This window comes from Alcaligenes faecalis (assembly GCF_041521385.1).
Lineage (GTDB): Bacteria > Pseudomonadota > Gammaproteobacteria > Burkholderiales > Burkholderiaceae_B > Alcaligenes > Alcaligenes faecalis_E.
On the sequence record NZ_CP168006.1, the window covers coordinates 3,700,745 to 3,725,036 of the forward strand.

The 24,292-nt window shown below is 57.1% G+C and carries 18 protein-coding genes; 12 read left to right on the forward strand and 6 right to left on the reverse strand.

Features of this window, described 5'->3' with window-relative positions; genetic code table 11:
- Positions 1-24: 24 nt before the first annotated feature.
- Both ACDI13_RS16025 and infA read right to left on the reverse strand, forming a co-directional pair.
- On the reverse strand, positions 25-1,734 hold the full coding sequence (locus ACDI13_RS16025) for a methyl-accepting chemotaxis protein (protein WP_316990263.1): 1,710 nt from the start codon (positions 1,732-1,734) through the stop codon (positions 25-27).
- A 111-nt stretch (positions 1,735-1,845) separates the two neighbouring features.
- Positions 1,846-2,118: a translation initiation factor IF-1 gene (infA, locus tag ACDI13_RS16030; protein ID WP_316990262.1), complete on the reverse strand. Its 273-nt coding sequence runs from the start codon at positions 2,116-2,118 to the stop codon at positions 1,846-1,848.
- Between the two features lie 694 nt (positions 2,119-2,812).
- Between infA and ACDI13_RS16035 the strand changes: the two genes are divergently transcribed.
- Positions 2,813-3,724, forward strand: a complete 912-nt coding sequence (locus tag ACDI13_RS16035) for a DMT family transporter (protein WP_316990261.1) — start codon at positions 2,813-2,815, stop codon at positions 3,722-3,724.
- Between the two features lie 113 nt (positions 3,725-3,837).
- Here the strand turns inward: ACDI13_RS16035 and ACDI13_RS16040 are convergent, their stop codons facing one another.
- Positions 3,838-4,773 (reverse strand): bile acid:sodium symporter family protein, encoded by a 936-nt coding sequence (locus tag ACDI13_RS16040; RefSeq protein WP_316990260.1) that lies wholly within the window; start codon positions 4,771-4,773, stop codon positions 3,838-3,840.
- Positions 4,774-5,120: 347 nt separating this feature from the next.
- Here ACDI13_RS16040 and ACDI13_RS16045 point away from each other — a divergent pair, with 347 nt between their 5' ends.
- A complete protein-coding gene (locus tag ACDI13_RS16045) occupies positions 5,121-6,035 on the forward strand; it encodes a DMT family transporter (protein ID WP_316990259.1) in 915 nt (304 codons plus the stop codon).
- Positions 6,036-6,094: 59 nt separating this feature from the next.
- Here ACDI13_RS16045 and recJ read toward each other — a convergent pair whose 3' ends face one another.
- Positions 6,095-7,804 carry a single-stranded-DNA-specific exonuclease RecJ gene (gene recJ, locus ACDI13_RS16050; protein ID WP_316990258.1) on the reverse strand — a complete coding sequence of 570 codons (1,710 nt, stop codon included), beginning with the start codon at positions 7,802-7,804 and terminating at the stop codon, positions 6,095-6,097.
- Entirely contained in the window at positions 7,786-8,733 is a 948-nt protein-coding gene (locus ACDI13_RS16055; RefSeq protein WP_316990257.1) for a hypothetical protein, read from the reverse strand. Before ACDI13_RS16055 ends, recJ begins: the two co-directional genes overlap by 19 nt.
- A 42-nt stretch (positions 8,734-8,775) precedes the next feature.
- Here ACDI13_RS16055 and ACDI13_RS16060 point away from each other — a divergent pair, with 42 nt between their 5' ends.
- From ACDI13_RS16060 to ACDI13_RS16105, 10 genes are all read left to right on the forward strand, one after another.
- On the forward strand, positions 8,776-10,050 hold the full coding sequence (locus ACDI13_RS16060) for a lipoprotein-releasing ABC transporter permease subunit (RefSeq protein WP_316990256.1): 1,275 nt from the start codon (positions 8,776-8,778) through the stop codon (positions 10,048-10,050).
- Positions 10,043-10,756 carry an ATP-binding cassette domain-containing protein gene (locus ACDI13_RS16065; RefSeq protein ID WP_316990255.1) on the forward strand — a complete coding sequence of 238 codons (714 nt, stop codon included), beginning with the start codon at positions 10,043-10,045 and terminating at the stop codon, positions 10,754-10,756. The genes ACDI13_RS16060 and ACDI13_RS16065 overlap by 8 nt, the downstream gene beginning before the upstream one ends.
- A gap of 73 nt (positions 10,757-10,829) precedes the next feature.
- Positions 10,830-11,663 (forward strand): TatD family hydrolase, encoded by an 834-nt coding sequence (locus ACDI13_RS16070; RefSeq protein ID WP_316990254.1) that lies wholly within the window; start codon positions 10,830-10,832, stop codon positions 11,661-11,663.
- 373 nt (positions 11,664-12,036) lie between these two features.
- On the forward strand, positions 12,037-14,505 hold the full coding sequence (locus ACDI13_RS16075; RefSeq protein WP_316990253.1) for a DNA internalization-related competence protein ComEC/Rec2: 2,469 nt from the start codon (positions 12,037-12,039) through the stop codon (positions 14,503-14,505).
- 121 nt (positions 14,506-14,626) lie between these two features.
- Positions 14,627-15,523 (forward strand): alpha/beta hydrolase, encoded by an 897-nt coding sequence (locus tag ACDI13_RS16080; protein WP_316990278.1) that lies wholly within the window; start codon positions 14,627-14,629, stop codon positions 15,521-15,523.
- Positions 15,524-15,547: 24 nt separating this feature from the next.
- A complete protein-coding gene (locus tag ACDI13_RS16085; RefSeq protein ID WP_372373138.1) occupies positions 15,548-16,378 on the forward strand; it encodes a 3',5'-nucleoside bisphosphate phosphatase in 831 nt (276 codons plus the stop codon).
- Positions 16,379-16,395: 17 nt separating this feature from the next.
- On the forward strand, positions 16,396-16,989 hold the full coding sequence (gene greB / locus ACDI13_RS16090; protein WP_316990251.1) for a transcription elongation factor GreB: 594 nt from the start codon (positions 16,396-16,398) through the stop codon (positions 16,987-16,989).
- Positions 16,990-17,221: 232 nt separating this feature from the next.
- Positions 17,222-21,283, forward strand: coding sequence for a phosphoribosylformylglycinamidine synthase (gene purL, locus ACDI13_RS16095; protein WP_316990250.1), 4,062 nt, complete (start codon positions 17,222-17,224; stop codon positions 21,281-21,283).
- A 43-nt stretch (positions 21,284-21,326) separates the two neighbouring features.
- Entirely contained in the window at positions 21,327-22,787 is a 1,461-nt protein-coding gene (gene guaB, locus ACDI13_RS16100; RefSeq protein ID WP_316990249.1) for an IMP dehydrogenase, read from the forward strand.
- A 398-nt stretch (positions 22,788-23,185) separates the two neighbouring features.
- Positions 23,186-23,332: a helix-turn-helix domain-containing protein gene (locus ACDI13_RS16105; RefSeq protein ID WP_372372518.1), complete on the forward strand. Its 147-nt coding sequence runs from the start codon at positions 23,186-23,188 to the stop codon at positions 23,330-23,332.
- On the opposite strand, the gene ACDI13_RS16110 is transcribed toward ACDI13_RS16105, so the two are convergent.
- Positions 23,329-24,219 (reverse strand): alpha/beta fold hydrolase, encoded by an 891-nt coding sequence (locus ACDI13_RS16110; RefSeq protein WP_316990248.1) that lies wholly within the window; start codon positions 24,217-24,219, stop codon positions 23,329-23,331. The genes ACDI13_RS16105 and ACDI13_RS16110 overlap by 4 nt on opposite strands.
- Positions 24,220-24,292: the final 73 nt, after the last annotated feature.

The window sequence follows — 24,292 nt, forward strand, 5'->3', positions numbered from 1 at the left end:
AGGTCTATGGCACGTATTGGCCGCTCAGGAACCGGACATTGTGCATGTGGCGGTGCGATAGGCGGATGCAGAGCGGTAAGGAGGCCGCTTGGAGGCGGCTGGCAGGGCGGGAGTATCGGGTTTGGTAAGATCGCTGTCCAGGCTGAAATGGGCCACTACCTGGGCTAGCAAGGTCGTTTGTTCTAACTGTTCCTGGGCCGTGTGGGCGCTGTGTTCAACCAACTGCCGGTTGGACTGGCCTTGCTGGTCCAGACGTGTCATGACCTGGTTCACGTACTCAATATGTGTGGCCTGCTCCTGAGAGGCCTGGGCAATGTGGGCCACGATACTGCGCATCTTATTGACCTTGTGCTGTGTGTTGGCCATGACCTCTACCATACCGCGCGCAGCCGTCGAGCTTTGTTCAGTTTGTTCGACTGAACTGGAGATCAAGGTGGAAATCTGCTGCAAGGCATCGGTAGAGCGCAAAGCCAGGTTACGTACTTCGGCGGCAACCACGGCAAAGCCATGACCGTGTACGCCAGCGCGGGCGGCCTCCACGGCAGCATTCAGGGCCAGGATATTGGTCTGGAAGGCAATGCTGCGAATCAGTTGGGTGATCTCGCTCATTTTGTGCGAGCTGTCGGCAATGGCGTTGATGGTATCGAGCAGGCTGTGCACGGCCTGATTGCCTTGGGCCACCTGGCTGGAGGTGTCCTGCGCCAGGTGGTCGGCGGTTTGGGCTTGTTCGGCATTCTGGCGCACAGTGTCGGCCAATTGATTCATCGCCTTGACGGTCTGATTCAATTCGGTGGATTGATCCAGAATTTGTTCACTCAAGTTTTGACTGCCCAACACAATCGCGTGCGAGCCATCGCGTATCAAGCCGGTTTGTTCACGGATTTGATGCACCACCGTTTGTACGCCTTGGCCGATACCATTGAGCGCCGTCAATAGTGTTCCGAATTCATCGTGACGGCGCACGCTGAGTTGGGCATTGAGCTTGCCCTGGGCCAGCTCCTTGGCCAGATTTGCCCCTTGATCCAGTGGCTGTTTGATCGAGCGATACAAAAGGCGCAGAGCAAGGGTGCTGGCGATGAAGAACAAGGCCAGGGCCGCCAGTGCCAGGCTGAATGCCCGGTCGCTGCTGCGGCCTGCCTGATCCAGAGAGCTGTCCAGGCGGTCGCTGAACTGGTGCTCGAACTGATCCAGTGTGTTCGTGATCTGGGTAGAGGCTTGAATGTATTGCTGGCTGAACACCAGCACTTTAGCCATCAAGGCATTGGGCAGGGCGATACGGATCGCGCCGCTGCCATCTTCAAACTGGCCGCTGGCGGTTTGGATGGCCTCGGATTGGACCTGGCTGAGTGCCAGAGTCTGCTCATAGGCAGAGCGCAGCAAATCCTGTTCGGCTGGCGCCAGTTCCAGATCCCTGAAGCGGTCCAGCATTGTCAAGGTGACCCCCTCCTGATCCGCCTGGGCACCCGTAAACACCGCCAGCAGATGGCGGAAAGTATCCTGAAATTCAACTTGCTCGCTGGAGACAAAGGCGATGGCCTGACGGCTGAGCAATTCGCTGATGCGCTTGAAGTCTTTGCTAAGCGCCGTCGTTTGGTGGCGCTGGGCTTCCAGGTGTTTGCGTTGTTCGATGCTGCTGCTTAAATGCTGCAGGGCAATCAGCATCAGGACTAAAAACAGACTCAGGATTGCAAAATAGGCGATGAAGCCGGTTTTGAGCGTCAGTAGTTTTTTCAAGGCGACTCCCACAAAGAGTGGGGTGCCCCCGAGCACTGATGGCTCTTGTCGCACCCCTGTCAGGCGCGCCTATCTTTGCATCTAATTGTGACAGGGGTGTGGCGATATGTCTTAACGACGCTGGGGGCTGCGGCGAGGGGCCGACGTGGGGGCGCCAACACGCTTGGGCAAGTGGCGGAAAATGATGCGGCCTTTGCTCAGGTCGTAAGGCGACATTTCCAGGGTGACGCTGTCGCCAGCCAGAATACGGATGTGGTGCTTGCGCATTTTGCCGCCCGTGTAGGCGATCACGGCGTGACCGTTGTCCAGGGTGACACGAAAGCGCGAATCAGGCAGGATTTCGGTGACGGAACCTTGCATTTCAAGTAGCTCTTCTTTGGCCATAAATCGGGACTCCTTTAAAAATAATCATTCCCGTCTGGCCCTGCTGGGCGGGACGGGGACGGGCTTGGCAACAAGACAGACCGACAAACCGTACAAACGGTGTCTAAAGTCCAGCCTGGCACTAGGCCCATAAAAATTGGGGTGAATCGGTATCTGTCAGGACTGTTGGAGGCCAGACAGGGCCGGGTTGATCAAATTGAAAACACGCCTGCCGTTCGTGGGAAGAACCGGCCAGGGCAGACAAGGTCTGTCTACCTGAGAAACGGGCAAAAACACGAATACTTGCCAGGAACGTAGACCTGCATAACGACGCGCGGGATAATCCCTTGCGGTTAAGAGTACTGGTTGTGGTGCCAAGTAATGCACTTGGGGTGCTTGATTGGGTCAAGCTTTATTCCCAAAAGTGGGGGTGTTTCAAGGTCGATTTACCCTGGGTAGCTGCATCTGATGTTGCTAAAGCCAGACGAGCGTGGATGGGATGGGCCAATAAAACTCAATCAGCACCATGACGTGACAATTCCATGATTATAAATAATATTTATGGATTGGTCAAAGATTGACCAGCTCGCAGCGTGACAAGCAGACGGGGAAAGGCATAGAGGGCTGAGCATGCTTGCCTATATACTAGGCCCATCGTAACGGCGCCGTGTTGACCTGAGGAGGGATCACACGCGCCGTTGCCGTTTTTTAGGACATGCTTGTGAACACTCAGAAATTGACCCCTGGCACGACGGCTTTACTGGTTTTACCCACGATCTTGTGGGCAAGTAATGCCATTGTGGGGCGCCTGATTCATGATCAGGTTCCTCCCATTACCCTTAACTTTTTCCGTTGGCTGGTGGCTTTCACCATCTTGCTTTTTGTGGGGCGACAAGTTCTGCGGCGCGGCAGTAATTTGTGGGCTAACTGGAAGCGTTACTCTATTTTGGGTTTGCTGGGCATAGGGATCTATAACGCGTTGCAGTACCTGGCACTGCAAAGTTCTTCCCCCATTAATGTGACACTGGTTAATGCCAGTTTGCCGTTCTGGATGCTGGTCATTGGTCGCTTGTTCTTCAAGTCCACCGTCAATGGGCGCCAACTGATCGGGGGACTGATGTCCTTGCTCGGTGTGGTGCTGGTATTGACACGTGCCGATTGGCAAGAGCTGATGGCTTTTCGTTTTGTGCCGGGCGATGTCTATATGGTGATTGCCACCATTGCCTGGGCGATTTATAGCTGGATGCTCAGTACGCGTCGCCATGAGGGCGTTATCGCAGAAACCTGGGCCACCGTTGTGATGGCACAGGTGTTTTTTGGCTTGATCTGGTCCGGCGCATTTGCCGCGATGGAGTGGACGTTTACAGACTGGCATATTGACTGGTCCTGGGGCTTGCTGCTGGCGATTTTGTATGTGGGTACTGGCCCCGCCTTGATTGCCTTGCGCTGCTGGGGTGTGGCAGTCCAGCGAGTAGGTGCTGCAACTGCGGGTTTCTTTGTGAACCTGATGCCTGTATTTGCAGCCTTGATGTCCGTGTTTATTCTGGGTGATAGCCCCAAGCTCTATCACGGCGCGGCTTTTTTGCTGATTGTGGGTGGGATTTATGTGTCTTCGCGTAAGTGTTGAGGCTTGAGCGTGCTGGGTATTTGACCCTGTTCCAGATACAAAAAGGGACGCCCGGTAGAGCGTCCTTTTTTATTTTTTGGACTCGGATTCAAGTCCCTGGGCGTGGTCATTGATTATTGTTTGCCATCACCCATGCGGCGGAAGATTGTCGCGACCAAAGGGCCGGAAATATTGTGCCAGACACTGAAAATGGCGCTGGGCACGGCAGCCAGAGGCGAGAAGTGGGCGCTGGCCAGAGCCACGCCCAGACCGGAGTTTTGCATACCTACTTCAATGGCCAGGGTTTTGCGTTGTGCCAAAGGCATGCCGCTTAAACGTGCCAGTACGTAGCCCAAGAGGTAGCCCAAGGTGTTGTGCACGACCACGACCGAGAACACCAACAAGCCGCTGCTCGCAATCTTGGCCTGGTTGCCGGCGACAACAGCGGCCACGATAGCCACAATCGCCACGACCGATACCAGGGGCAGCGCGGCCACCCCCGCTTTAATTTTCTCGCCCAGTAGAGATTGCACGATCACTCCGAGTGCAATGGGCAGAATCACGACCTGCACAATGGACCAGAACATGGCCCAGGCACTGACCTCCAGCCATTGGCTGGCCAGAAAATAAATCAGGGCCGGGGTGACGATAGGTGCCAACAAGGTGGAGACCGAGGTAATGGCAACCGACAGGGCCAGGTCACCACGAGCCAGAAAAGTCATTACGTTGGACGAGGTCCCGCCAGGGCAGCAACCGACCAGAATGACGCCAATGGCCAATTCGGGCGGTAAGGAGAACGCATAGGTCAGGAACCAAGCCAGGACGGGCATGATAAGGAATTGCCCCAGAACGCCGATAGCCACTCGGCCCGGGCGTACGAACACTTCGGCAAAGTCCTGGCGCGACAAAGTCAGCCCCATACCGAACATGATGATGCCCAGAAGTGGAACAATATAAGCGCCTAACCAGCGGTAGTGGTCGGGAAAGTAAAAGGCCAAAATGGCAAACAGTAGAACCCAGATGGCAAAGGTGTTGCCAACAAAACGGCTCAGGCGGGCGATAGCCTGCATGATGAAATATCCTTCAAGGAGCACGGCTGGCCGGTAGGCCGGCGTGGTGCGGATTAGTCTGTTATGGGGAGCAGCATGGGGCGGGCCAGGTGTAGGGCCGTCCATCGCAGACCTGCTTAAGGACTGGCGATACGACTTTCCGGTAGGGTGGGATAAAGCACTGGCAGCACAGGGCTGTACGGGCAGATCTGGGTAAGGTCAGTTGTACAGGCGGTAGTGAGCGAAACGGGCAGCATGGCAGAGCATGCTTTTTATCCTGGAAGGCCGGGCTCGGGCGTATTGTAGACCCTGGCCGTCATGGTATTTTGATTAGCTTGCTTGCAAGTGTGTGTATTGGGAGAGGGTGGGTGAATAGAGCGGGATCACGTTTGGCGGCCTACGCCTGTTTGGCCTTGTCCATGTCTTTGGTGGGCAGTTATATCGCCCTGACACGGCCTTTAGTAACGGCACTGCCGGTGTTCTTGCTGGCCTGGCTGCGTTTTGGTATTGGTGGGCTAGCCATGCTGCGCTGGCTACGTAAACCTGCCAATGAACCCACGTTGGACCTGCGCACCCGTGGCCTGATTTTTCTGGAATCCTTCCTGGGCAACTTCTTGTTCACCCTGTGCATGGTGACGGGCATCAGCATGACCAGCGCGGTTTCTGCAGGCGTCATTTTGTCTGCCATTCCCGGCATGGTGGCTTTGTTCAGTTGGTATTTCCTGAAAGAAAGCATAGGCCCACGTACCTGGGCGTCTTTGGCCTTGGGCATGGGCGGTATTGCCTTGCTGGCTTTAGTGCAGGCTGAAGACCACGGTGTGGATCAACTGGACCCCGGGAAAATGTGGCTGGGCAATGCGCTGATCTTTGGTGCCGTCTTGTGCGAATCAGCCTATGCCGTCATTGGCAAGCGTTTGACCGCCGTGCTTAGCCCTAAACGTATCAGCGCCATTATCAATCTGTGCAGTCTGGCCCTGATTACGCCATTAGGTTTGTACGCCGCTTGGGATTTTGACTTTACGGCACCGGCAGGCTGGATCTGGCCTTTATTGGTGTTTTATTCCTTGGCGGCCAGCGTCTGGACGGTCTGGCTGTGGATGACGGGCGTGCGTTCCGTACCCGCTTCGCAAGCTGCGGTGTTTATGGTGCTGATGCCTTTAGGCACTGCAGCCGTGGGTGTGCTGGTGCTGGGCGAGAGCTTTACCACCGTGCATGTTTACGCCTTCATTCTGGCTTTGGCGGGCTTGGTGCTGGCGACTTTGCCCACTCGTGCAAAGTCGTAAAAAAACCGCTGCGCAAGCAGCGGTTCAGGGCAAGGAACGTGGGGCAACAGCGATAATGCTTAATTCTGCCCCTGTGCATATTCAATAATGAACTGCACGCTGACGTTCCCATTCCATTCGTTCTGGTCCAGACGATAAGCGGCTTCGATATTCTCTGGCAACAAGGTATCGCGGTTGAACCAGATGGCATCGAAGTATTCGCCGTTACGCTCCAGGCTCAGTTTCAAATGCTTGTTTTTCAGCAGACGTTGTTGGCGCACGAAGAAGTTGTCGCGGAAAACAGGAGCTGGGAAGCCGGCGCCCCAGACTTGTTTTTGCAGCAGCCCGGCCACCGTAATATTGATGTGCTCAGGCTCCAATGAACCGTCGGTTTCGATGATGGGGTCAAACTGATAGCGGCCCGTCAGTTCCTGCACGGCTTCCTCAAAAGCTTGTACGAACACATCGTAATTGTCTTCTTCGATCGTCAGACCGGCCGCCATGGCGTGACCACCAAATTTCAGAATCAGGCCGGGATAGCGTTTGGAGACCAGGTCCAGCGCATCGCGCAGGTGCACGTCGGGAATAGAACGGCCCGACCCTTTGATCTCGCCTTCGTCACCTTGGGCAAAGGCCAGGGTAGGGCGCCAGTACTTTTCTTTCAGACGTGAGGCGACCAGTCCGACGATGCCTTGGTGCCATTCCGGGTGAAACACGCACACGGTGGCGCTGGTGTCCGGCTCAGCCAGTTCGGCCGCGCGCAGGGCCTCTTCGCGCATGGACTGCTCAATCGAGCGGCGATCCTGGTTCATGTCCTCCAGTTCGCGGGCCAGATTCGCGGCTTCGTCTTCATCATCCGTGATCAGGCAGCGTATCCCCAAGGCCATATCGGCCAGTCGACCGGCGGCGTTGATGCGTGGACCCAAGGCAAAACCCAGATCAAAGGCACTGGCCTGACGGGGATCGCGGCCTGCAACCAAGAACAGGGCGCGCAGTCCGGCTTGCATCTGGCCCTTGCGCATGCGCTCCAGGCCTTGGGTGACGATCAGGCGGTTGTTGGCATCCAGGCTGACCACGTCGGCCACGGTGCCCAGGGCCACCAGATCGGCCAGCTCGTTCAGGCGTGGGCCGGCATTGGCCTCATACACCCCGCGCTGACGCAGTTCGGCACGCAAAGCCAGCATCAGGTAAAAAATAACGCCTACACCAGCCAGGTTCTTGGAGGGGAACTCACAGCCGGGTTGATTGGGGTTCACAATCGCCAGGGCATCGGGCAACTCATCGCCGGGCAAGTGGTGGTCTGTGACCAGAACCTTCATGCCCGCCATATGGGCGGCTTCCACGCCATCAATACTGGCAATGCCGTTATCCACGGTAATCAGCAAATCCGGCTTGCCCGAAGGGTGTTGTTCTGCCAGTTCGACCACGGCGGGTGACAGGCCATAGCCGGTTTCAAAACGGTTTGGAACCAGAAAGTCCACGACAGCCCCCATGCTGCGCAGCGCGCGCAGGCCGACTGCACAGGCGGTAGCGCCGTCGCAGTCGTAGTCGGCAATGATCAGCATGCGATCCCGGCGGGCAATGGCATCGGCCAGCAAGACGGCGGCTTCACGCGCCTGAGTCAGCATATTGGGCGGAATCATGTTGCGCCAGGCCGGATCGATCTGGGCGGCATCAGTTACACCCCGAGAGGCCAGCAAACGGGCCATTAAGTCATGAACTCCGGCCTGTTTCAGGGCGTGGCTGGCCGCTTCTTGAGCGGGACGGTTTTTCAGGATAGGGGTGACCACCACTGACTCCAGTTAGGGGTTTGTTTGAACAGGGACAGGGGCCAGATACGGCGCGAGGCGGGACCGACGTGAGCGTAGCGGTCCAGTCCGGTCAGCACCAGTTCTGGCATGGGCCCTGCGGCCAGGGGGGCGAGCACAGTGCGATCCAGCTCGGCCAGTTGTTGCAGCCAAAGCCCCCAGTCTTGTCGTATCAGGCTGTCTTGCAAATCATCAATAATGCGCAGCTCGGCTGGCTCAGGGCCTAATTGCTGGGTGGAAGCCCCGCCAAACAGCCACAAGCTGTTCACATTGGGCAGGCCAGCCTGTTCACGCTCCTGGTTATCCGGCAGGGCAAAGGCCAGCATCTGAAATTCATTGATCAGGCGACGCCAGGGGCGGGTTTGCACATCCTGTGTCCACCAATTATTCAAATTGCTTTGGCTGACCAGTTCTGTGGAGGCCGCTTGCACCGTAAAATCAGCGGGTGGCGTGACACGCCACAGCTCCGGGCTGAGGTACTCGAACTGAAAGCCGGTGTCGTCCAGATAAGGGCGAACGGCCTCCAGCAAGGCACGGCTGTAGGACTCGGACAAGGCCAGTTGTTCAGCCGGTATCAGCATGGCGCCCTCACGAGAGGGGGCGATGTGAACCAGCTCGGCCAGCCAGACCGCCTGGTCCGGTGCCACCGAGTGGATTTGTTTCAACTGGCGTAGCCGCAAAGGGGCCAGACCTGCGCTAAGATGCTGAGCTTGGTGCGCCGTAAAGCCGTGGGCGTGCAAAAGCCAGGATTGCGCTGGCGTGCACAGGTCCTCGGACGGATCACGTACCGACAGCGTGCCTTTGCCCTGAGTCAGTAACTGAACCAGTGACGGGGCCGTTTGGGGCAAGTGTTTAATGAGTTCGCGCGCGATGGCCGGTTCCGGCAGCGCACCGTTGATTACGATCTGCATGACAGCGATTGTAGTGTTTTCTTTGAGGCGATAGCAGCTCGCATGGGATATGAATTTTGGATTGGAGCGCGGTATGCCGGCCTGGCCAAAGGCCGCAAACGGCGTGGGGGGCGAAAAGACCGTTTCGTCTCCTTTATTGCAGGCAGCTCGATGGCGGGGATTGCCCTTGGAGTCGCCGCGCTGATTGTGGTGCTGTCGGTCATGAACGGTTTTCAGACCCAGGTGCGTGATCGCATGCTGTCGGTCTTGCCGCATATTGAGCTGATTGTGCGCCATGCCGATCATCAGCAAGTGTTGAATGAGTGGAAATCGCTGGCCCAAAACGCCCAGACCAATCCGGCGGTGGTGGGCTCGGCCCCCTATGTGGCCGGGCAGGGCATGTTGGTGCGCAGTAATCAATTGATGGGTGTGCAGGTCCGCGGCATTGAGCCTGACCAGGAAAGCAAGGTGTCCGAACTGGCCCAGCAAATGGTTTTGGGGCGACTGGAGAATCTGCAACCGGGCACTTTTGGGATTGTGCTGGGAGAGCAGTTGGCTAATCAATTGCGGGTCAGCACGGGCGATACGGTCATGCTGATGGCACCGCAAGGCTCGATCTCGCCAGCCGGTTTTTCACCGCGCATGCGCCAGTTCACGGTAACGGGCGTGTTTTCCTCCGGCTATTACGAATACGATGCCAGTCTGGCTTTTGTAAACGTGGAGGATGCTTCCAAGATTTTCCGCGACAGTGGCAATAGTGGTGTGCGTCTACGCATTAAGGATATGCAGCAGGCGCCCATGGTGGCACAGGAGTTGGCCAGCAAAATGCCGCGTAATGTATTGGTGTCGGACTGGACGGCTAATAACCGCACCTGGTTTGCTGCTGTGCAAACCGAAAAACGCATGATGTTCCTGATCCTGGCCTTGATTGTGGCAGTGGCCGCGTTCAACCTGCTGTCCTCTCTGGTGATGGCGGTAAAAGACAAACAGTCGGACATTGCGATTTTGCGCACGATTGGGGCCACCCCTAGCGAGATTGCCCGTATTTTCCTGGTGCAAGGGGCCTTGATCGGCGTCGTGGGGACCTTGTTGGGTGTCGGTTTGGGTACCCTGATTGCCTACAATATCGACGTGATCGTGCCCTTTATTGAGAACCTGATGGGCCGTAAATTCCTGCCTCAGCAGATTTACTTCATTAGCGAACTGCCTTCCAATCCGCAGGTTTACGACATTGTGTTGATTGCCATCGTTTCGCTGGTTCTGTCTTTCCTGGCCACGCTGTACCCAAGCTGGCGTGCCTCCAAGCTTCAACCTGCACAGGTGCTGCGTCATGACTGATCTTATCGCTCCAACCGTGCTGCGCGCGCGCGATGTCAGCGTTCATTACGAGGAAGGTGGCAACCGCATCCAAGTGCTTTCCGGGGTGAATCTGGAAGTGCGTCGTGGCGAGATGGTGGCTATTATTGGTGCTTCCGGTTCGGGTAAAAGTACCTTGCTGCATGCTTTGGGCCTGCTGGACAAACCTAACACGGGCAGCATTGAGGTCAACGGCACCCAGACGGAAAGCCTGAATGAAAGCGAGCGCAGCCAGCTACGCAATAAGGTGCTGGGCTTTGTGTACCAGTTCCACCATTTGCTGCCTGAGTTTGATGCGCTGGACAATGTGGCCATGCCCTTGATCGTGCGCCGCATGAAGCGTGCAGACGCACGCGAGCAGGCTCAGCAGGTTCTGGAACAAGTGGGTTTGTCGCAGCGTGTGCATCACTATCCGGGGCAGTTGTCGGGGGGCGAACGTCAGCGGGTGGCCTTGGCGCGCGCTTTGGTGACACGACCTGCTTGCGTGCTGGCGGACGAGCCTACAGGTAATCTGGATCGCTATACCGCTGAAGGCATGTTTGAACTATTAAGCCGGGTCAATGAAGAATTCGGCACGGCGTTTGTCATTGTGACCCATGACCAGGCCCTGGCTTCCCTGGCCCATCGTCAGTTGGTCATGGACAAAGGCTATCTGACCCAGGAAATCAGGACCGAGCGCGGGGCCTAAGACTCGGCAGGGGCGAGGGCTGTCATACCGCGTCCTTTCCCTTGATGGGCTGCTGCTTGTGGGGAGTCTCGCTATGCTTATCGATACGCACTGTCATCTGGATGCTCCCGAATTTGATCCTGACCGAGAGCGGGTGGTTGAGCGTGCCCGCGCGGCGGGCGTACGTTCGATTGTGGTGCCGTCCGTCGGTGTGTTTGATTTTCAGGCTGCCCGCCAGACCGCCATGGCTGCACCCGGCGGCGTGTATGCATTGGGTATTCATCCCTTGTTTACGCCTGAGGCGGGGGCAGCAGATCTGGATGCCCTGGAGCAGGAAATCCAGTTGCGTCTGGATGATCCGCGTTTTGTTGCTCTGGGTGAAATCGGTCTGGATTACTTTGTGCCAGAGCTGAAAACCGACCAGGCCAGCCGTCATCAGGAATGGCTGTATGAAGCTCAATTGACCATGGCGCACCGTTATGGCTTGCCTGTACTCCTGCATGTGCGTCGTTCTCAAGATCGGGTGCTGAAGTATCTGCGGCAGTTTCCGGGTGTAGGCGGAATCGCCCATGCGTTTAACGGTAGCGAGCAGCAGGCACAGATGTTTGTGCGTCAGGGCTGTGCCTTGGGTTTTGGTGGGGCGATGACTTTTGCTCGGGCCAAGCAGATTCGCCGTCTGGCACAGGACATGAGTCTTGCCGATATGGTGCTGGAGACCGATGCGCCGGATTTGGCCCCGTCCTGGCTGGTGGAGCCGGGAACGCCGCTGGCCTCGGTTCGTAATGAACCGGCCGAAGTGAAGGGCGTTGCGAAAAGTCTGGCGGAGCTTCGGGGGATGGACGTGGCTGATGTCATTAGCCAGACCGGTGCCACGGCGCGACGAGTCTTGCCAAGGCTGGATACGTTTTTAGCTAGCCAAGGGCTTTAGGCTGGATTCAGGTTTTTTCGATGTTGTTGGGGCTGTTTTTCTGCAGTTTGAGGCTGACTTTGCCTTGCGAGCCCAATCGCTTCATCTCAAGCCATCTGGTTTTCTCGTTTCTTACCTTTTCCTCAGCCCCATCATTTTCCCCGGCCCTATCTCTGCCTCTATTTAGGGCACGCCGCTGGCATTAACTCTGCTCCTCTTCTTCTTGCTGCTTTTGTCTGTGTCTTTGCTCGTAGTCCATCTTTTAGTTAAGAGGGTCTTCTTGTCTATGGGTATAAGCCGATGTGAGCAACGTATCCTTTTGTCTGTTATCTGAAGCAGTCTTGAACTCTACGCTATAGATTTGCATGGAGTTCGCGATGACAGGGCAGTACCCATGATAGGGCGTGCATGTTTAGCCGCCTTTGTGGTTGCAGCAACCTTTATCCATTTCCTGAAACCGCCTTATCTGACTCTGCCTGTTTGGCTGTGGCTAGGTGGCGCTGTTTTGAGCTTTTTTCTGGCCCAGCGTTTTTCTTTTGCCTATGTCCTGGTCTTTGCCTGCTTGGGAGCGGGTTACAGCGTTTGGCATATACAGGGCCGGCTTGCTCAATTTGTCCTGGCAGCGGACACTAATAAAGTCAGCCGGGTAGAGCTGGAAATTCAGTCATTGATACAAGCAGGGCCGAACTACAGGCAGTTTCGGGCCAAGGTCTTGCGCGCCCAGCCCCCCGGTTTGCCTGAGCAGATCCTGGTTCGCTGGACGGCGGCTCAAGGCCATCGTTCCTTGTATCGTGAGCCGTCTGAGCAGCGTTTTCCGGAATTGATGCCCGGCCAACGCTGGCGTATGTCTTTAGTCGTACGCCCACCTCAGGGGGCACGCAATCCCCATGGGTTTGATGCAGAACGTCATGCCATGATTCAAGGCTGGCGGGCGGTGGGCAGTGTGCGAGGCCAGCCTGAACTTTTGGGCTTCGATCCGGCGCAGTCCTGGTCCACCTGGATGCAGCGTTTACGTCATCATTTGCGCAGCGTCTTGATGCCCTACGTACAAGAACAACGCTGGGGCGGGGTGATGCTGGCCTTGTCTTTGGGTGATCAGGCCAGTATTTCCCCCTCGGACTGGCTGGTCTTCAACCGCACTGGCTTGACGCACTTGGTGTCCATCAGCGGCACGCACGTTACTTTCCTGGCTGTATTGTTGGCAGCCTTAGTGTCCTGGTGCTGGCGACGTGTTTGTTGGGGGCGCTGGGTACTGGCCGAGCAGATCCCCGCTCAGGTCGCCGCGACCTGGGTAGGTATTGCCGGGGCGGGCGCGTACTGCGTGATCGCAGGCTGGGGTGTTCCTGCCCAGCGTACTTTTTTGATGTTGCTGGTACTGGGTGTCTGCCGTCTTTGGGGATTGCACTTGGGCGCCAGCCGGACTTTGCTGATTGCCGCTCTGTGTGTGGTTTTGCACGACCCGTGGGCGGGGCTGACCACAGGTTTTTATCTTTCTTTCGCCGCTGTTTCGGTCTTGTTGGCGTTCGGTTATCTGATGGGGCAAGTGCCACAGCCGGGATCTGGGGTACGGCGCTGGGGGCGGCGAATCTGGTGTGCGACGCAGTTGCAGGTGCTGATCACTGTAGCCTTATTGCCAGCATTGGCGCCCTTGTTTCATGAGATCTCCTTGGCCTCCTTGCCTGCGAACGCGTATGCCATCACCTTGATCGGTTCGCTTGTGACGCCTTTGGTGCTGCTCTTGTTGATTTTGGCGGCACTGCAGGCCCCGCCGGTCTGGTGCGAATCCGTCTCCTATTTGGCGCATAGGGTGTTGGACTTCACGATGCAACCTACAGTCTGGTTGGCCGAGCACAGTCTGGCCAGTGTGCCCGTGCCTGCCCAGCATTGGGCGTGGACGGTTCTGGCCTTGTTAGGCGTCTTGCTGTTGCTCTTGCCCAAAGGGTTTGTGTCCCGTTTGAGTGGCTTGTCTCTGTTGCTGCCTGCATTGGCTCTACGACCCTCCTTGTTGCAGGAAGGGGATTGGGACTTGTTCGCCCTGGATGTCGGCCAAGGCAGTGCCGTGGTGTTGCGTACTCGCAGTCAGGTGCTCGTATTTGATGTGGGAAACCGCTATGGCCCTGATTCTGATGAGGGCAAGCGCAGCATTGTGCCTTGGTTGAAAGCCAAGGGAATAGGGCGGATAGATACCTTGGTGCTGTCTCATGCCGATATGGACCATGTGGGTGGGACACGTAGCGTATTGCAGGCGGTGCCGGTTGGGCGCGCCTATAGCAGCTTTGATCTGGACGCTCATTTGAGTCGGGAGGAGCGTTTGCTGGGTGTGTCAACGGGTTCTACTGCCCGTCCGGAGCAGGCTTTGCGTTGTGAGCAGGATGTGAGCTGGGAGGTGGACGGCGTACGTTTCCGGTTCTGGTGGCCGCCTGCTGACAAGGCCAGCTTCAAGGCCGTCTTTGGTCGCGAGGAAGACAAGAACGCCATTAGCTGTGTGCTGGAGGTTCAAGGCCCCAGACACAGCGCCTTATTGTTGGGCGACGCAGGCGTGGCGCAGGAGCAGGCCATGGTGGCTGCTGGCCTGAGGTCTATTGATGTGGTGGTGGTCGGGCATCACGGCTCCCGGACTTCGTCTGGGGCGTATTTCGTAAAGCAGATGCAGGCAGGCTTGGCTATCGCTCAATTGGGCTGGTGGAACCGTTTCAGTCATCCGCACCCACTGGTGCAAGCGCGTTGGGAACGCGCCGGTGCTTTATTCTTGCGCACTGATCAATGGGGGGCCTTGACGGTGGAGTCGCGCCCCTCGGCGTTGTATTACTTTGGTGAGCGTGACCGCTATGCTCGTTATTGGCAATCGCCTGCACCACCCTGACAGCAGGATAGAAACGGCACAGTAAAGCCTTCGTGCTGGGCTACAATAGTTCTTTATCTGTCAAATTCTGGTCTGAGCGTTCATGACAACTGATCTTCAGGAGCCGCGCCTTAATTGGCTTATGTGTGCCAGTGCCTCCGGTACGCACCGCATGGCGTACTGGGAGTGGGGCGATCCAAGTAACGACCATGTCTTGATGTGTGTGCATGGTTTGACGCGTACAGGCCGGGATTTTGATCAATTGGCCCAGCGCCTGTCCAAGCGCTACCGTGTGGTGGCCCCCGATATTGTCGGGCGAGGTCGCTCGGATTGGCTGATTGATCCGGCCGCTTACGCCATTCCTCAATACGTCGCTGATATGTTGGTGCTGATTGCCCGCTTGCAGCCAGCGCGACTGGATTGGGTCGGCACGTCCATGGGTGGTTTGATTGCGCTGGGGTTACACGGAGCACAAACGATGTCAGCCTTGCTGCGTCCGGCTCGCCCCGGCCCAGGACTGGGTGCCGAACCCTTGCAACTGCCCTTGGGACGAGTCGTTCTGAACGATGTAGGCCCGGCGCTGGATATGACAGGTCTGCAGCGCATCAGCGAATATGTTGGTCAGTCCGTGCTGTTTGATACCTTCGAACAGGCGGTGGAGTATGTACGTTCCGTCTCGGCTTCCTTCGGCGAGCATTCCGCTGAAGAATGGGCCGATATGTCCCGCCACGTCTTTGTGGAACATGAAGGTAAATGGCGTCGCCATTATGATTTGCGCCTGTCGCAAGCCTTTGCTCAGCAGGCTGATGTGGATCTGGAGGCTGCACAGGCTTTGTTGTGGGGGGCCTATGAAGGCTTGCCGGACAAGGTTCTGATTGTGCGCGGGCAGGAGTCGGATCTCTTGACGGCAGAGGTCGTTCAGGAAATGTTGCAACGCAATCCCAATTCGCAATTGGTGACTATTCCCAATGTGGGCCATGCGCCCATGCTGCGCAATGCCGAGCAAATCGACCACATCGACTACTTTCTAGCTGGATAGCCCCTTATGAGTGTTCAGGCCCGCTTGCCCGTTGATTTGCATTGCCATTCCATTTATTCAGATGGTGTGCTCAGCCCAGCGGAGCTAGCTGCGCGTGCATACGCTAACGGTGTGAAGCTGTGGGCCCTGACGGATCATGATGAAATCGGTGGCTTGAAACTGGCCCGCCACTATGCCGAGGAGTTGGGCATGCGCTTTGTGGACGGGGTGGAAATCTCCGTCACTTGGGCGAACAAGACCATTCATATTGTGGGTTTGGGGGTGGACCCGGATCATTCAACCTTGCAGCAGGCCCTGCATGATGTGCGTGCTGGCCGTGAGCAGCGTGCCCGTCAAATGGGCGAACGCTTGGAAAAACTGGGCTTTCCCAATGCCTATGAAGGGGCCGTCCCATTTGCCGCCAATCCGGAACTGATCAGCCGCACGCACTTTGCCCGTTTTCTGGTGCAGCAAGGGTATTGCGCCGATATGAATGAGGCCTTTCGCCGCTATCTGGCGGATGGCAAGCCCGCCGCCGTGGAAACCGTCTGGGCCAGTCTGGAAGAAGCGGTGAGCTGGATACGTGAATCCGGCGGCAAGGCCATTATTGCCCACCCCGGACGTTATGAATTGGACGGCACTCGCAGCCATGCCTTGTATACCCAGTTTCTGGAATTGGGTGGTGTGGGGATTGAGGTGCTGACGGGCAGTCACACTCCGCAGGAATACAGCGTGTATACCCAGGTAGCGCGCAGCTATGGTTTTGAGGTGTCCTGCGGTTCGGATTTTCATGGTCCCAGCGAAGGGCGTGTGGATTTAGGCGGTCTGCCACCTTTGCCCTCGGGATTGAAACCCGTTTGGCAGGAGTGGCTTTAGCAGGAGCCTTGAAAACGATGAATAAAGCTTTTGTGAAAGAGTCCGATCAGGACGACGATGAGGATCTGGACGCACCGGCCAGTGCGCTACCCAGTGGCACCAAGAATTACATGACGGTTCTGGGTTATCGCCGTTTGCGTGGCGAGCTGACCCATTTAATGAACAAGGAACGTCCCGAGGTCGTGCAGATCGTCTCGTGGGCCGCCTCCAATGGTGACCGCTCCGAGAACGGTGATTATCTGTACGGTAAAAAGCGCCTGCGGGAAATTGACCGCCGTATCCGCTTCCTGACCAAGCGTTTGGAAATTGCCGAAGTGGTCGATCCCGGCTTGCAGCCCAACCCCGATCAGGTGTTTTTTGGTGCAACCGTTGTTTATAGCGACAGCCAGGGTGAAGAATTCACCATCACCATAGTGGGCGTGGACGAGGCCGAACCCTTGCAAGGCCGTATCAGCTGGATTTCGCCGGTGGCCCGGGCCTTGATCAAGGCGCGTGAAGGCGACACCGTGGTGCTGCGCACCCCGGCCGGCAAGGAGGAGCTGGATATTCTGGACGTGTCCTATCCCGAGCCAGCGCCCGCTCCTGATCTGGATGGAGACAGCCCGATTTGAACGCCGTACCGGGTCCGTATTGGAGATTACGGGGCGCCAATCGCTCCGGCCCCTCAAGACGTCTTGTCGAGCTTGCCGGGTTTGCTGTGTCTCCAGCCCAGCTTGCGGCCCTTTTGTGTGAACTGAATTTTCCCTTTTTGTGCACGCCATTTGCCGATGTGACCTCTTGTGTCGCTTCCGGTTAAAATGGCGTGTTTTCTATTTCTCCCACCTTTTTTGCCCCTCCCGTATCGTGAGCCAAATCCTGTACTTCCCCGGTTCGTCCGTGCTCTCTGCATTTCGTCGTGAGCGTTTGCTAGAGCGTGTCGAGCAGCGTCAACTGCCTGTTGCCGACATTCTTGCCTTGCACGAATACTATGTCTGGACTGAAGAGTCCGGCCTGGATGCCAGTGCGCGTCAGCACCTCAGCGACCTGCTGGACGATGGTCTGCCTGCGCTGGACCCCGAGCCGCCCAAAGGCGCCTTGGTTCTGCGAGTCATCCCTCGTTTGGGTACCGTGTCGCCCTGGGCCAGTAAAGCGACTGACATCGCCCATAACTGTGGCTTGCAAGCGGTACGCCGTATCGAGCGTGGTGTGCGCTATATCATCACGCCCAAACGTGGCTTGCTGGGTGCCAAGGAACTGGATCAGGCTCAGTTGGAACAGTTGGCTGCCTTGCTGCACGACCGCATGACTGAAACTGTTGTTGGTCTGGAGTTTGACGGACAGGACCTGTTCACGCAGTTGGAAGGCAAACCTATCCAGACTGTCGATATTCTGGGCGGTGGCGTGGCGACCTTGAAGCAGGCCAACGAGGAAATGGGCCTGGCGCTGTCCGAGGATGAAATTGAATACCTGATGGAGGCCTTCACACGTTTGGGTCGTAACCCGCACGATGTGGAGCTGATGATGTTCGCGCAAGCCAATAGCGAACACTGCCGTCACAAGATTTTTAACGCACAGTGGGTAATTGATGGCCAAAATCAGGGCAAGACCTTGTTTGGCATGATTCGCGAAACCCACGCGGCTCAACCTGACAATACCGTGGTGGCTTATGCGGATAACGCCGCCATCATGACGGGTGGCCCAGCCACTCTGTTCCACGCCGGTATCAACGATCAGGCCAACGAGCCTGTGTATCAGCGTCACGAAGCGTTGGTTCACACCTTGATGAAGGTGGAAACCCACAATCACCCCACGGCGATTGCACCATTTCCCGGCGCATCGACGGGTGCTGGTGGCGAGATTCGTGACGAAGGCGCAACAGGCCGTGGCTCCAAGCCCAAGGCGGGTTTGACCGGCTTTACCGTGTCCAATCTGTGCTTCCCTGAACAAATGGAACCTTGGGAAAAAGACTCCCACGGTATTCCTGACCGTATCGCCAGCCCGCTGGACATCATGATTGAAGGCCCGATTGGTGGTGCCGCCTTCAATAACGAATTTGGTCGTCCCAACCTGCTGGGTTACTTCCGTACCTTTGAACAAACGGCTGGCGATCAGCGTTGGGGCTACCACAAGCCCATCATGATTGCCGGTGGTCTGGGCTCGATTGACGATCGCCTGACTCATAAAGACCCACTGCCCGTGGGCGCCTTGCTGATTCAGTTGGGTGGCCCCGGTATGCGTATTGGTATGGGTGGCGGTGCCGCGTCCAGTATGGGCGTGGGTGCCAACCGTGCTGAACTGGACTTTGACTCCGTGCAGCGTGGCAACCCGGAAATGGAACGCCGTGCCCAGGAAGTGATCGACCGTTGCTGGCAGCAAGGCCAGAACAACCCCATTATTGCCATCCACGACGTGGGGGCGGGTGGTCTGTCCAACGCCTTCCCGGAACTGGTGAACGATGCTGAACGTGGCGCTATTTTTGAACTGACTCGTGTTCCTCTGGAAGAGTCCGGTCTGTCGCCTGCGGAAATCTGGTCCAACGAATCCCAGGAGCGTTACGTCCTGGCCATTCTGCCCAAGGACTTGCCGCGTTTCGAACGTATTGCTCAGCGCGAGCGTTGCCCCTTTGCCGTCGTAGGTGTGGCTACCGAAGAGCGCCAATTGCGCGTGACTTTCGGTGAAGGTCTGCCTGGCGTGGACGAAGTACACACCCCCAAGAGCATCGAGGAGCGTCCTGTTGACGTGCCTATGGATGTGATTCTGGGTAAAGCCCCACGCATGGAACGCGACGTCAAGCGTCTGGACGGTGTGGCCGAACAGTTGGACCTGACCGTTATTCCTTTGACTGAAGCCATGCATCGGGTGCTGCGTCACCCTACCGTGGCCAACAAGACTTTCCTGATCAGCATTGGCGACCGCAGCGTGGGTGGCCTGTGCAGTCGTGACCAGATGGTTGGCCCATGGCAAGTGCCTGTGGCCGACTGCGCCGTGACCCTGGCTGACTTTGAAGGTGTGCGTGGCGAAGCCATGTCCATGGGCGAGCGTAGCCCTAGCGCCATGATCGACGCTGCTGCCTCGGGCCGCATGGCTGTGGCTGAATCTCTGACTAACCTGGTCGCCAGCGATGTGCGCGACCTGAAAGACGTCAAGCTGTCCGCCAACTGGATGGCCGCTTGCGGCGTAGACGGCCAGGACGCCGCCTTGTTCGACACGGTTCAGGCTGTTAGTCAGTGGTGCCAGAGCCTTGGCCTGTCCATTCCGGTGGGCAAGGACTCCCTGTCCATGCGCACCAGTTGGGAGCAGGACGGTGAGTCCCGTCAGGTGATTTCGCCGGTTTCCCTGGTGGTGACCGCTTTTGCTCAAGTGGCCGATGTGCGTCGCACGCTGACCCCCCAACTGCAAACCCATGTGGGCGACACCGCTCTGGTCTTGATCGACCTGGGGCAGGGCAAACAGCGTATGGGTGCTTCTGTATTGGCTCACGCCTTCAATCAGGTTGGTCAGTCCGTACCCGATATGCAGGACGCCGAAGCCATGCTGGCTTTTGTGAAGGTCATTCGCCAATTGGCCGACCAGGATCTGATCCTGGCCTACCACGATCGTTCCGACGGTGGTCTGGCTGCGACCGTGGCCGAAATGGCCTTTGCCGGTCACACCGGCGTGTCCGTGAACCTGGACATGCTGACCATCGATCCGCATGCCGCCGATTGGGGCGATTACAAGATTCGCGCCGAACAGGTGTCCGTGCAACGTGATGAACTTACTTTGCGCGCCTTGTTCAACGAAGAGGCCGGTGCGGTTATCCAGGTGCCTTTGGCTCAGCGTGACCAGGTCATGCAAATCCTGCGTGAAGCAGGTTTGTCGGCCTACTCCCATGTGATTGGTGGTTTGAACAAGACCGATCAGGTTGAGTTCTACCGCGATGGTGCTTGCATTTACCAGGCCCCACGTGTGGAACTGGCGCAACAGTGGAGCGAAGTTAGCCGCCGCATCATGGAGCGCCGCGATAACCCTGCTTGCGCTCAGGCTGAGTTCGATCGCTGGGAGGACGTACAGGATCCCGGTATCACGCCGCGCGTCATGTTCAACCCGCAGGAAGATATTGCCGCTCCTTTCATCGCGACCGGCAAGCGCCCGCGTGTTGCCATCTTGCGCGAACAGGGTTGCAACAGCCAGGTCGAAATGGCCTGGGCCTTTGATACGGCTGGCTTCGAGGCTGTAGACGTACACATGACCGACTTGCTGTCGGGCCGCGCATCGCTGGAAGGCATGCAGGGTATGGTGGCCGTGGGCGGTTTCAGCTACGGCGACGTTTTGGGCGCTGGTGAAGGCTGGGCCAAGACTATTCGTTTCAATAATCAGTTGTCCGATCAGTTTGCGGCCTTCTTCGGTCGCAGCGACACCTTCGGTCTGGGTATTTGTAATGGTTGCCAGATGATGGCCGCCCTGGCTCCCATGATTCCAGGTGCAGAATTCTGGCCACGCTTTACCCGTAACCAGTCAGAAAAATACGAGGCTCGTTTCTCCAGTGTGGAAATTGCTGCTTCGCCATCCTTGTTCTTCAAGGGCATGGAAGGGACGCGCTTGCCAGTAGCTGTGGCTCACGGTGAAGGCTTTGCCAACTTCCAGCGTCAGGGCGATGCGTCCAAGGTCGCTGCTGCGGTTCACTTTGTGGATCATCGTGGTCAGCGCACCGAGCAATACCCCCTGAACCCCAACGGCAGCCCTTACGGTTTGACCGGTGTCACCACGGCAGATGGCCGCTTCACCATCATGATGCCTCACCCGGAACGCGTAACGCGCAACGTCATGATGTCCTGGACGCCAGAGCAGTGGGGCGCCGCCGATCAGGGTGCTGATCAGATGGCAAATGGTGGATTTACTCCCTGGATGCGGATGTTTCGCAACGCTCGGGTCTGGATTGCGTAATTGCTTACGCGTATAATCGATTTTTGGACGGAGTTATAAAAGCATGCGTCTCATCAAGAAAGCACTAACCTTCGACGATGTGTTGTTGGTTCCCGCTTACTCCGAGGTTCTGCCTCGCGATACATCCTTGCTCACCCGCTTTACGCGGGACATCACCCTGAATATCCCGCTGGTTTCGGCTGCCATGGACACGGTCACCGAAGCGCGTCTGGCTATTGCCATGGCACAGGAAGGCGGTATCGGGATCATCCACAAGAACCTGACGGCGGATGCTCAAGCACGTGAAGTTGCACGTGTGAAGCGTCACGAGTTCGGTATCGTGATTGATCCGGTTACGGTTACGCCCACCATGAAGGTGCGCGATGCCATCAACCTGCAGCGTCAGCACGGTATTTCCGGTTTGCCTGTGGTTGAGGCCGGCAAGCTGGTGGGTATTGTTACCAACCGCGATCTGCGCTTTGAAGACCGCCTGGATCTGCCGTTGCGTGATGTCATGACGCCTCAAGAGCGTCTGATCACCATGCACGAAGGCGCCACGCTGGACGAAGCGCAGGCCCTGATGCACCGCCATCGCCTGGAGCGTGTGCTGATCGTTAATGATCAGTTCCAGTTGCGTGGTCTGGCAACGGTTAAGGATATTGTCAAAAACACCGAGCACCCTATGGCCAGCAAAGACAGCCATGGTCAGTTGCGCGTCGGCGCTGCGGTTGGTGTGGGTGACGGCACGGAAGAGCGTGTCGAGAAACTGGCCGCAGCCGGTGTGGACGTGGTGGTGGTGGACACTGCCCACGGTCATTCCCGTGGTGTTATCGAGCGCGTTCGCTGGGTCAAGAAGAATTTCCCTCGTATTCAGGTTATTGGCGGCAATATTGCTACTGCTGATGCCGCTCGTGCTTTGGTCGAGGCCGGTGCAGATTGCGTCAAGGTCGGTATTGGCCCTGGCTCTATTTGTACGACTCGTATTGTGGCCGGCGTGGGTGTCCCTCAAATTACCGCGATTGCTGACGTTGCCAAGGCATTGGAAGGTACGGGTGTACCCCTGATCGCTGACGGTGGTATTCGCTTCTCCGGTGACGTGTCCAAGGCCTTGGCCGCAGGTGCTTCCGCTTGCATGATGGGCGGTATGTTTGCCGGTACTGAAGAGTCCCCCGGCGAAGTGGTGCTGTTCCAGGGCCGTTCCTACAAATCCTACCGCGGTATGGGTAGTTTGGGCGCTATGGTCGATGGTTCGGCGGATCGTTATTTCCAGGATCCTTCGAACAATGCTGACAAGCTGGTTCCAGAAGGTATTGAAGGCCGTGTGCCTTACAAGGGCAGTGTGATTGCCATTATTTACCAACTGATTGGCGGCATCCGGGCTTCCATGGGCTACTGCGGTTGCAAATCCATCGAGGAATTGCACACCAAGGCTGAGTTCGTAGAAATTACGGCTGCGGGTGTACGTGAGTCTCACGTGCATGATGTGCAGATCACCAAGGAAGCGCCTAATTACCGCGCTGACTGATCTTAACCAGTCTCTTGCATGCCAGAAACCGCCAGCCTTTGGGTTGGCGGTTTTTTTGTTGCTTGTGTTGTGGCGGGGGGCTAGGTCTTAGGGTGGACGTCTCTTGCGGGCTGGGCGGGGGCGCGGGGCGGACCGCTTGCCGGTGCTGCACACCGGTGCCCTTGGCAGCATCTGAACTGCCTGTATTGCCGTTTCATCTGCCTTGGCTCGAAGAGCTGCGCTTGCTTTGGGTGTGTCGTCATCTGGAGGCTAGCCCCGATGATGATAGAGGTGCAAATGTCTGGGCCAAGCAACTGGCCATGAGTGTCAAAACTTTCCAACGCCTGTTTCGTCGCCATACTGGCATCAGCTTTGGATAATGGCGTCAATTTGCTCGTTTGTTGAGGTCTTTGGAGGGCTTGGCCACCGGTGAACCTGTTGTGCAAGTGGCTTTGCAACGTGGTTATGCCAGTCAAAGCGCCTATGCCGCTGTGTTCCGGCGGCATTTCGGGGTCACTCCCAGAGAGTTTTATCGCTCTAAAGACAGCGTGGACGAGGCAGATTAGTCCGCCAGCTCCAGTAGCAGTCGGGCCAGCATGTCGGGGTGAGTAATCGCCGCGCTGTGTCCGCATTCCAGTTCATGAAACTCCCAATCCTTCTGCTGACGAGCCCATTCGCGTGAGGTATCAACCCCTCTGAAAGTGGGCTGTGTGCAGGAGATATAGGAGCAAGGACGGCCATTTCCAATGACGGGGTTCTGTAAACGCAGGGAAGAGCCGTAAACGCTAAGTGGCTGTGGAGTCAGGCGGTTTCCAACAAAGTGCAAATCCTCTGTAGCATGCAGCCCCAACGCGCTAAGGGGAGGAGGGGGGACCGCGGGGATTGCGTTTTGGCCAGCCGAGGCGATCATACTTTCCACCATTTTTTCAGGCAGGGTATCAAACGTGCTCGTACCATTAGGTAGGATAAACGCATCCAGATAAATCAGATGGCGTATGCAACGGGGCATGACATCAGCCACACCACTAATCACTAGCCCACCAAAGCTGTGGCCCACCACAATGACGTTGGACAGCTCCTCCCAGCGTATCAAATTAGCGACATCGTCCACAAAGGTATTCAGGGTGATGTCTGGGTTGAGCAAGTGGCTGCGTTCGCCCAGGCCGGTCAGCGTGGGGGTATAGACTTTATGGCCTTTGGCCTGCAGCCGTGCGGCCAGCCGGGACCAACACCAACCACCATGCCAGGCACCGTGAACCAGCACAAACGTCAGGCTGTCGGACACCTCGTCGGTATCTTCCTGACATTCGTAGGCAAAGCTGTGCGAGCGATCGCCGGCGGGACCGGGAGCGGGGATATAGCTGCCACCGCTTTGTTGTGGGCCGGCCTGTGCAGGTCGGGATTCATGGTGTTCATTGAGCTCGTTTGGATGAGGGGTACGACTCGAAGACATGCTGAAACTCCCAAAATGGCTGCATGTACTGTAGCTGCCTTGCTGCATGAATGCCAGTGATGCAGGACAATTT

Bases quoted from the DNA above. Each gene is read 5' to 3' on its own strand.
- infA (WP_316990262.1), bottom strand. From the start codon at position 2,118: ATGGCCAAAGAAGAGCTACTTGAAATGCAAGGTTCCGTCACCGAAATC.
- ACDI13_RS16035 (WP_316990261.1), top strand. From the start codon at position 2,813: ATGCTTGTGAACACTCAGAAATTGACCCCTGGCACGACGGCTTTACTG.
- ACDI13_RS16040 (WP_316990260.1), bottom strand. From the start codon at position 4,773: ATGCAGGCTATCGCCCGCCTGAGCCGTTTTGTTGGCAACACCTTTGCC.
- ACDI13_RS16055 (WP_316990257.1), bottom strand. From the start codon at position 8,733: ATGCAGATCGTAATCAACGGTGCGCTGCCGGAACCGGCCATCGCGCGC.
- ACDI13_RS16060 (WP_316990256.1), top strand. From the start codon at position 8,776: ATGGGATATGAATTTTGGATTGGAGCGCGGTATGCCGGCCTGGCCAAA.
- ACDI13_RS16065 (WP_316990255.1), top strand. From the start codon at position 10,043: ATGACTGATCTTATCGCTCCAACCGTGCTGCGCGCGCGCGATGTCAGC.
- ACDI13_RS16070 (WP_316990254.1), top strand. From the start codon at position 10,830: ATGCTTATCGATACGCACTGTCATCTGGATGCTCCCGAATTTGATCCT.
- ACDI13_RS16075 (WP_316990253.1), top strand. From the start codon at position 12,037: ATGATAGGGCGTGCATGTTTAGCCGCCTTTGTGGTTGCAGCAACCTTT.
- ACDI13_RS16080 (WP_316990278.1), top strand. From the start codon at position 14,627: ATGTGTGCCAGTGCCTCCGGTACGCACCGCATGGCGTACTGGGAGTGG.
- greB (WP_316990251.1), top strand. From the start codon at position 16,396: ATGAATAAAGCTTTTGTGAAAGAGTCCGATCAGGACGACGATGAGGAT.
- guaB (WP_316990249.1), top strand. From the start codon at position 21,327: ATGCGTCTCATCAAGAAAGCACTAACCTTCGACGATGTGTTGTTGGTT.
- ACDI13_RS16110 (WP_316990248.1), bottom strand. From the start codon at position 24,219: ATGTCTTCGAGTCGTACCCCTCATCCAAACGAGCTCAATGAACACCAT.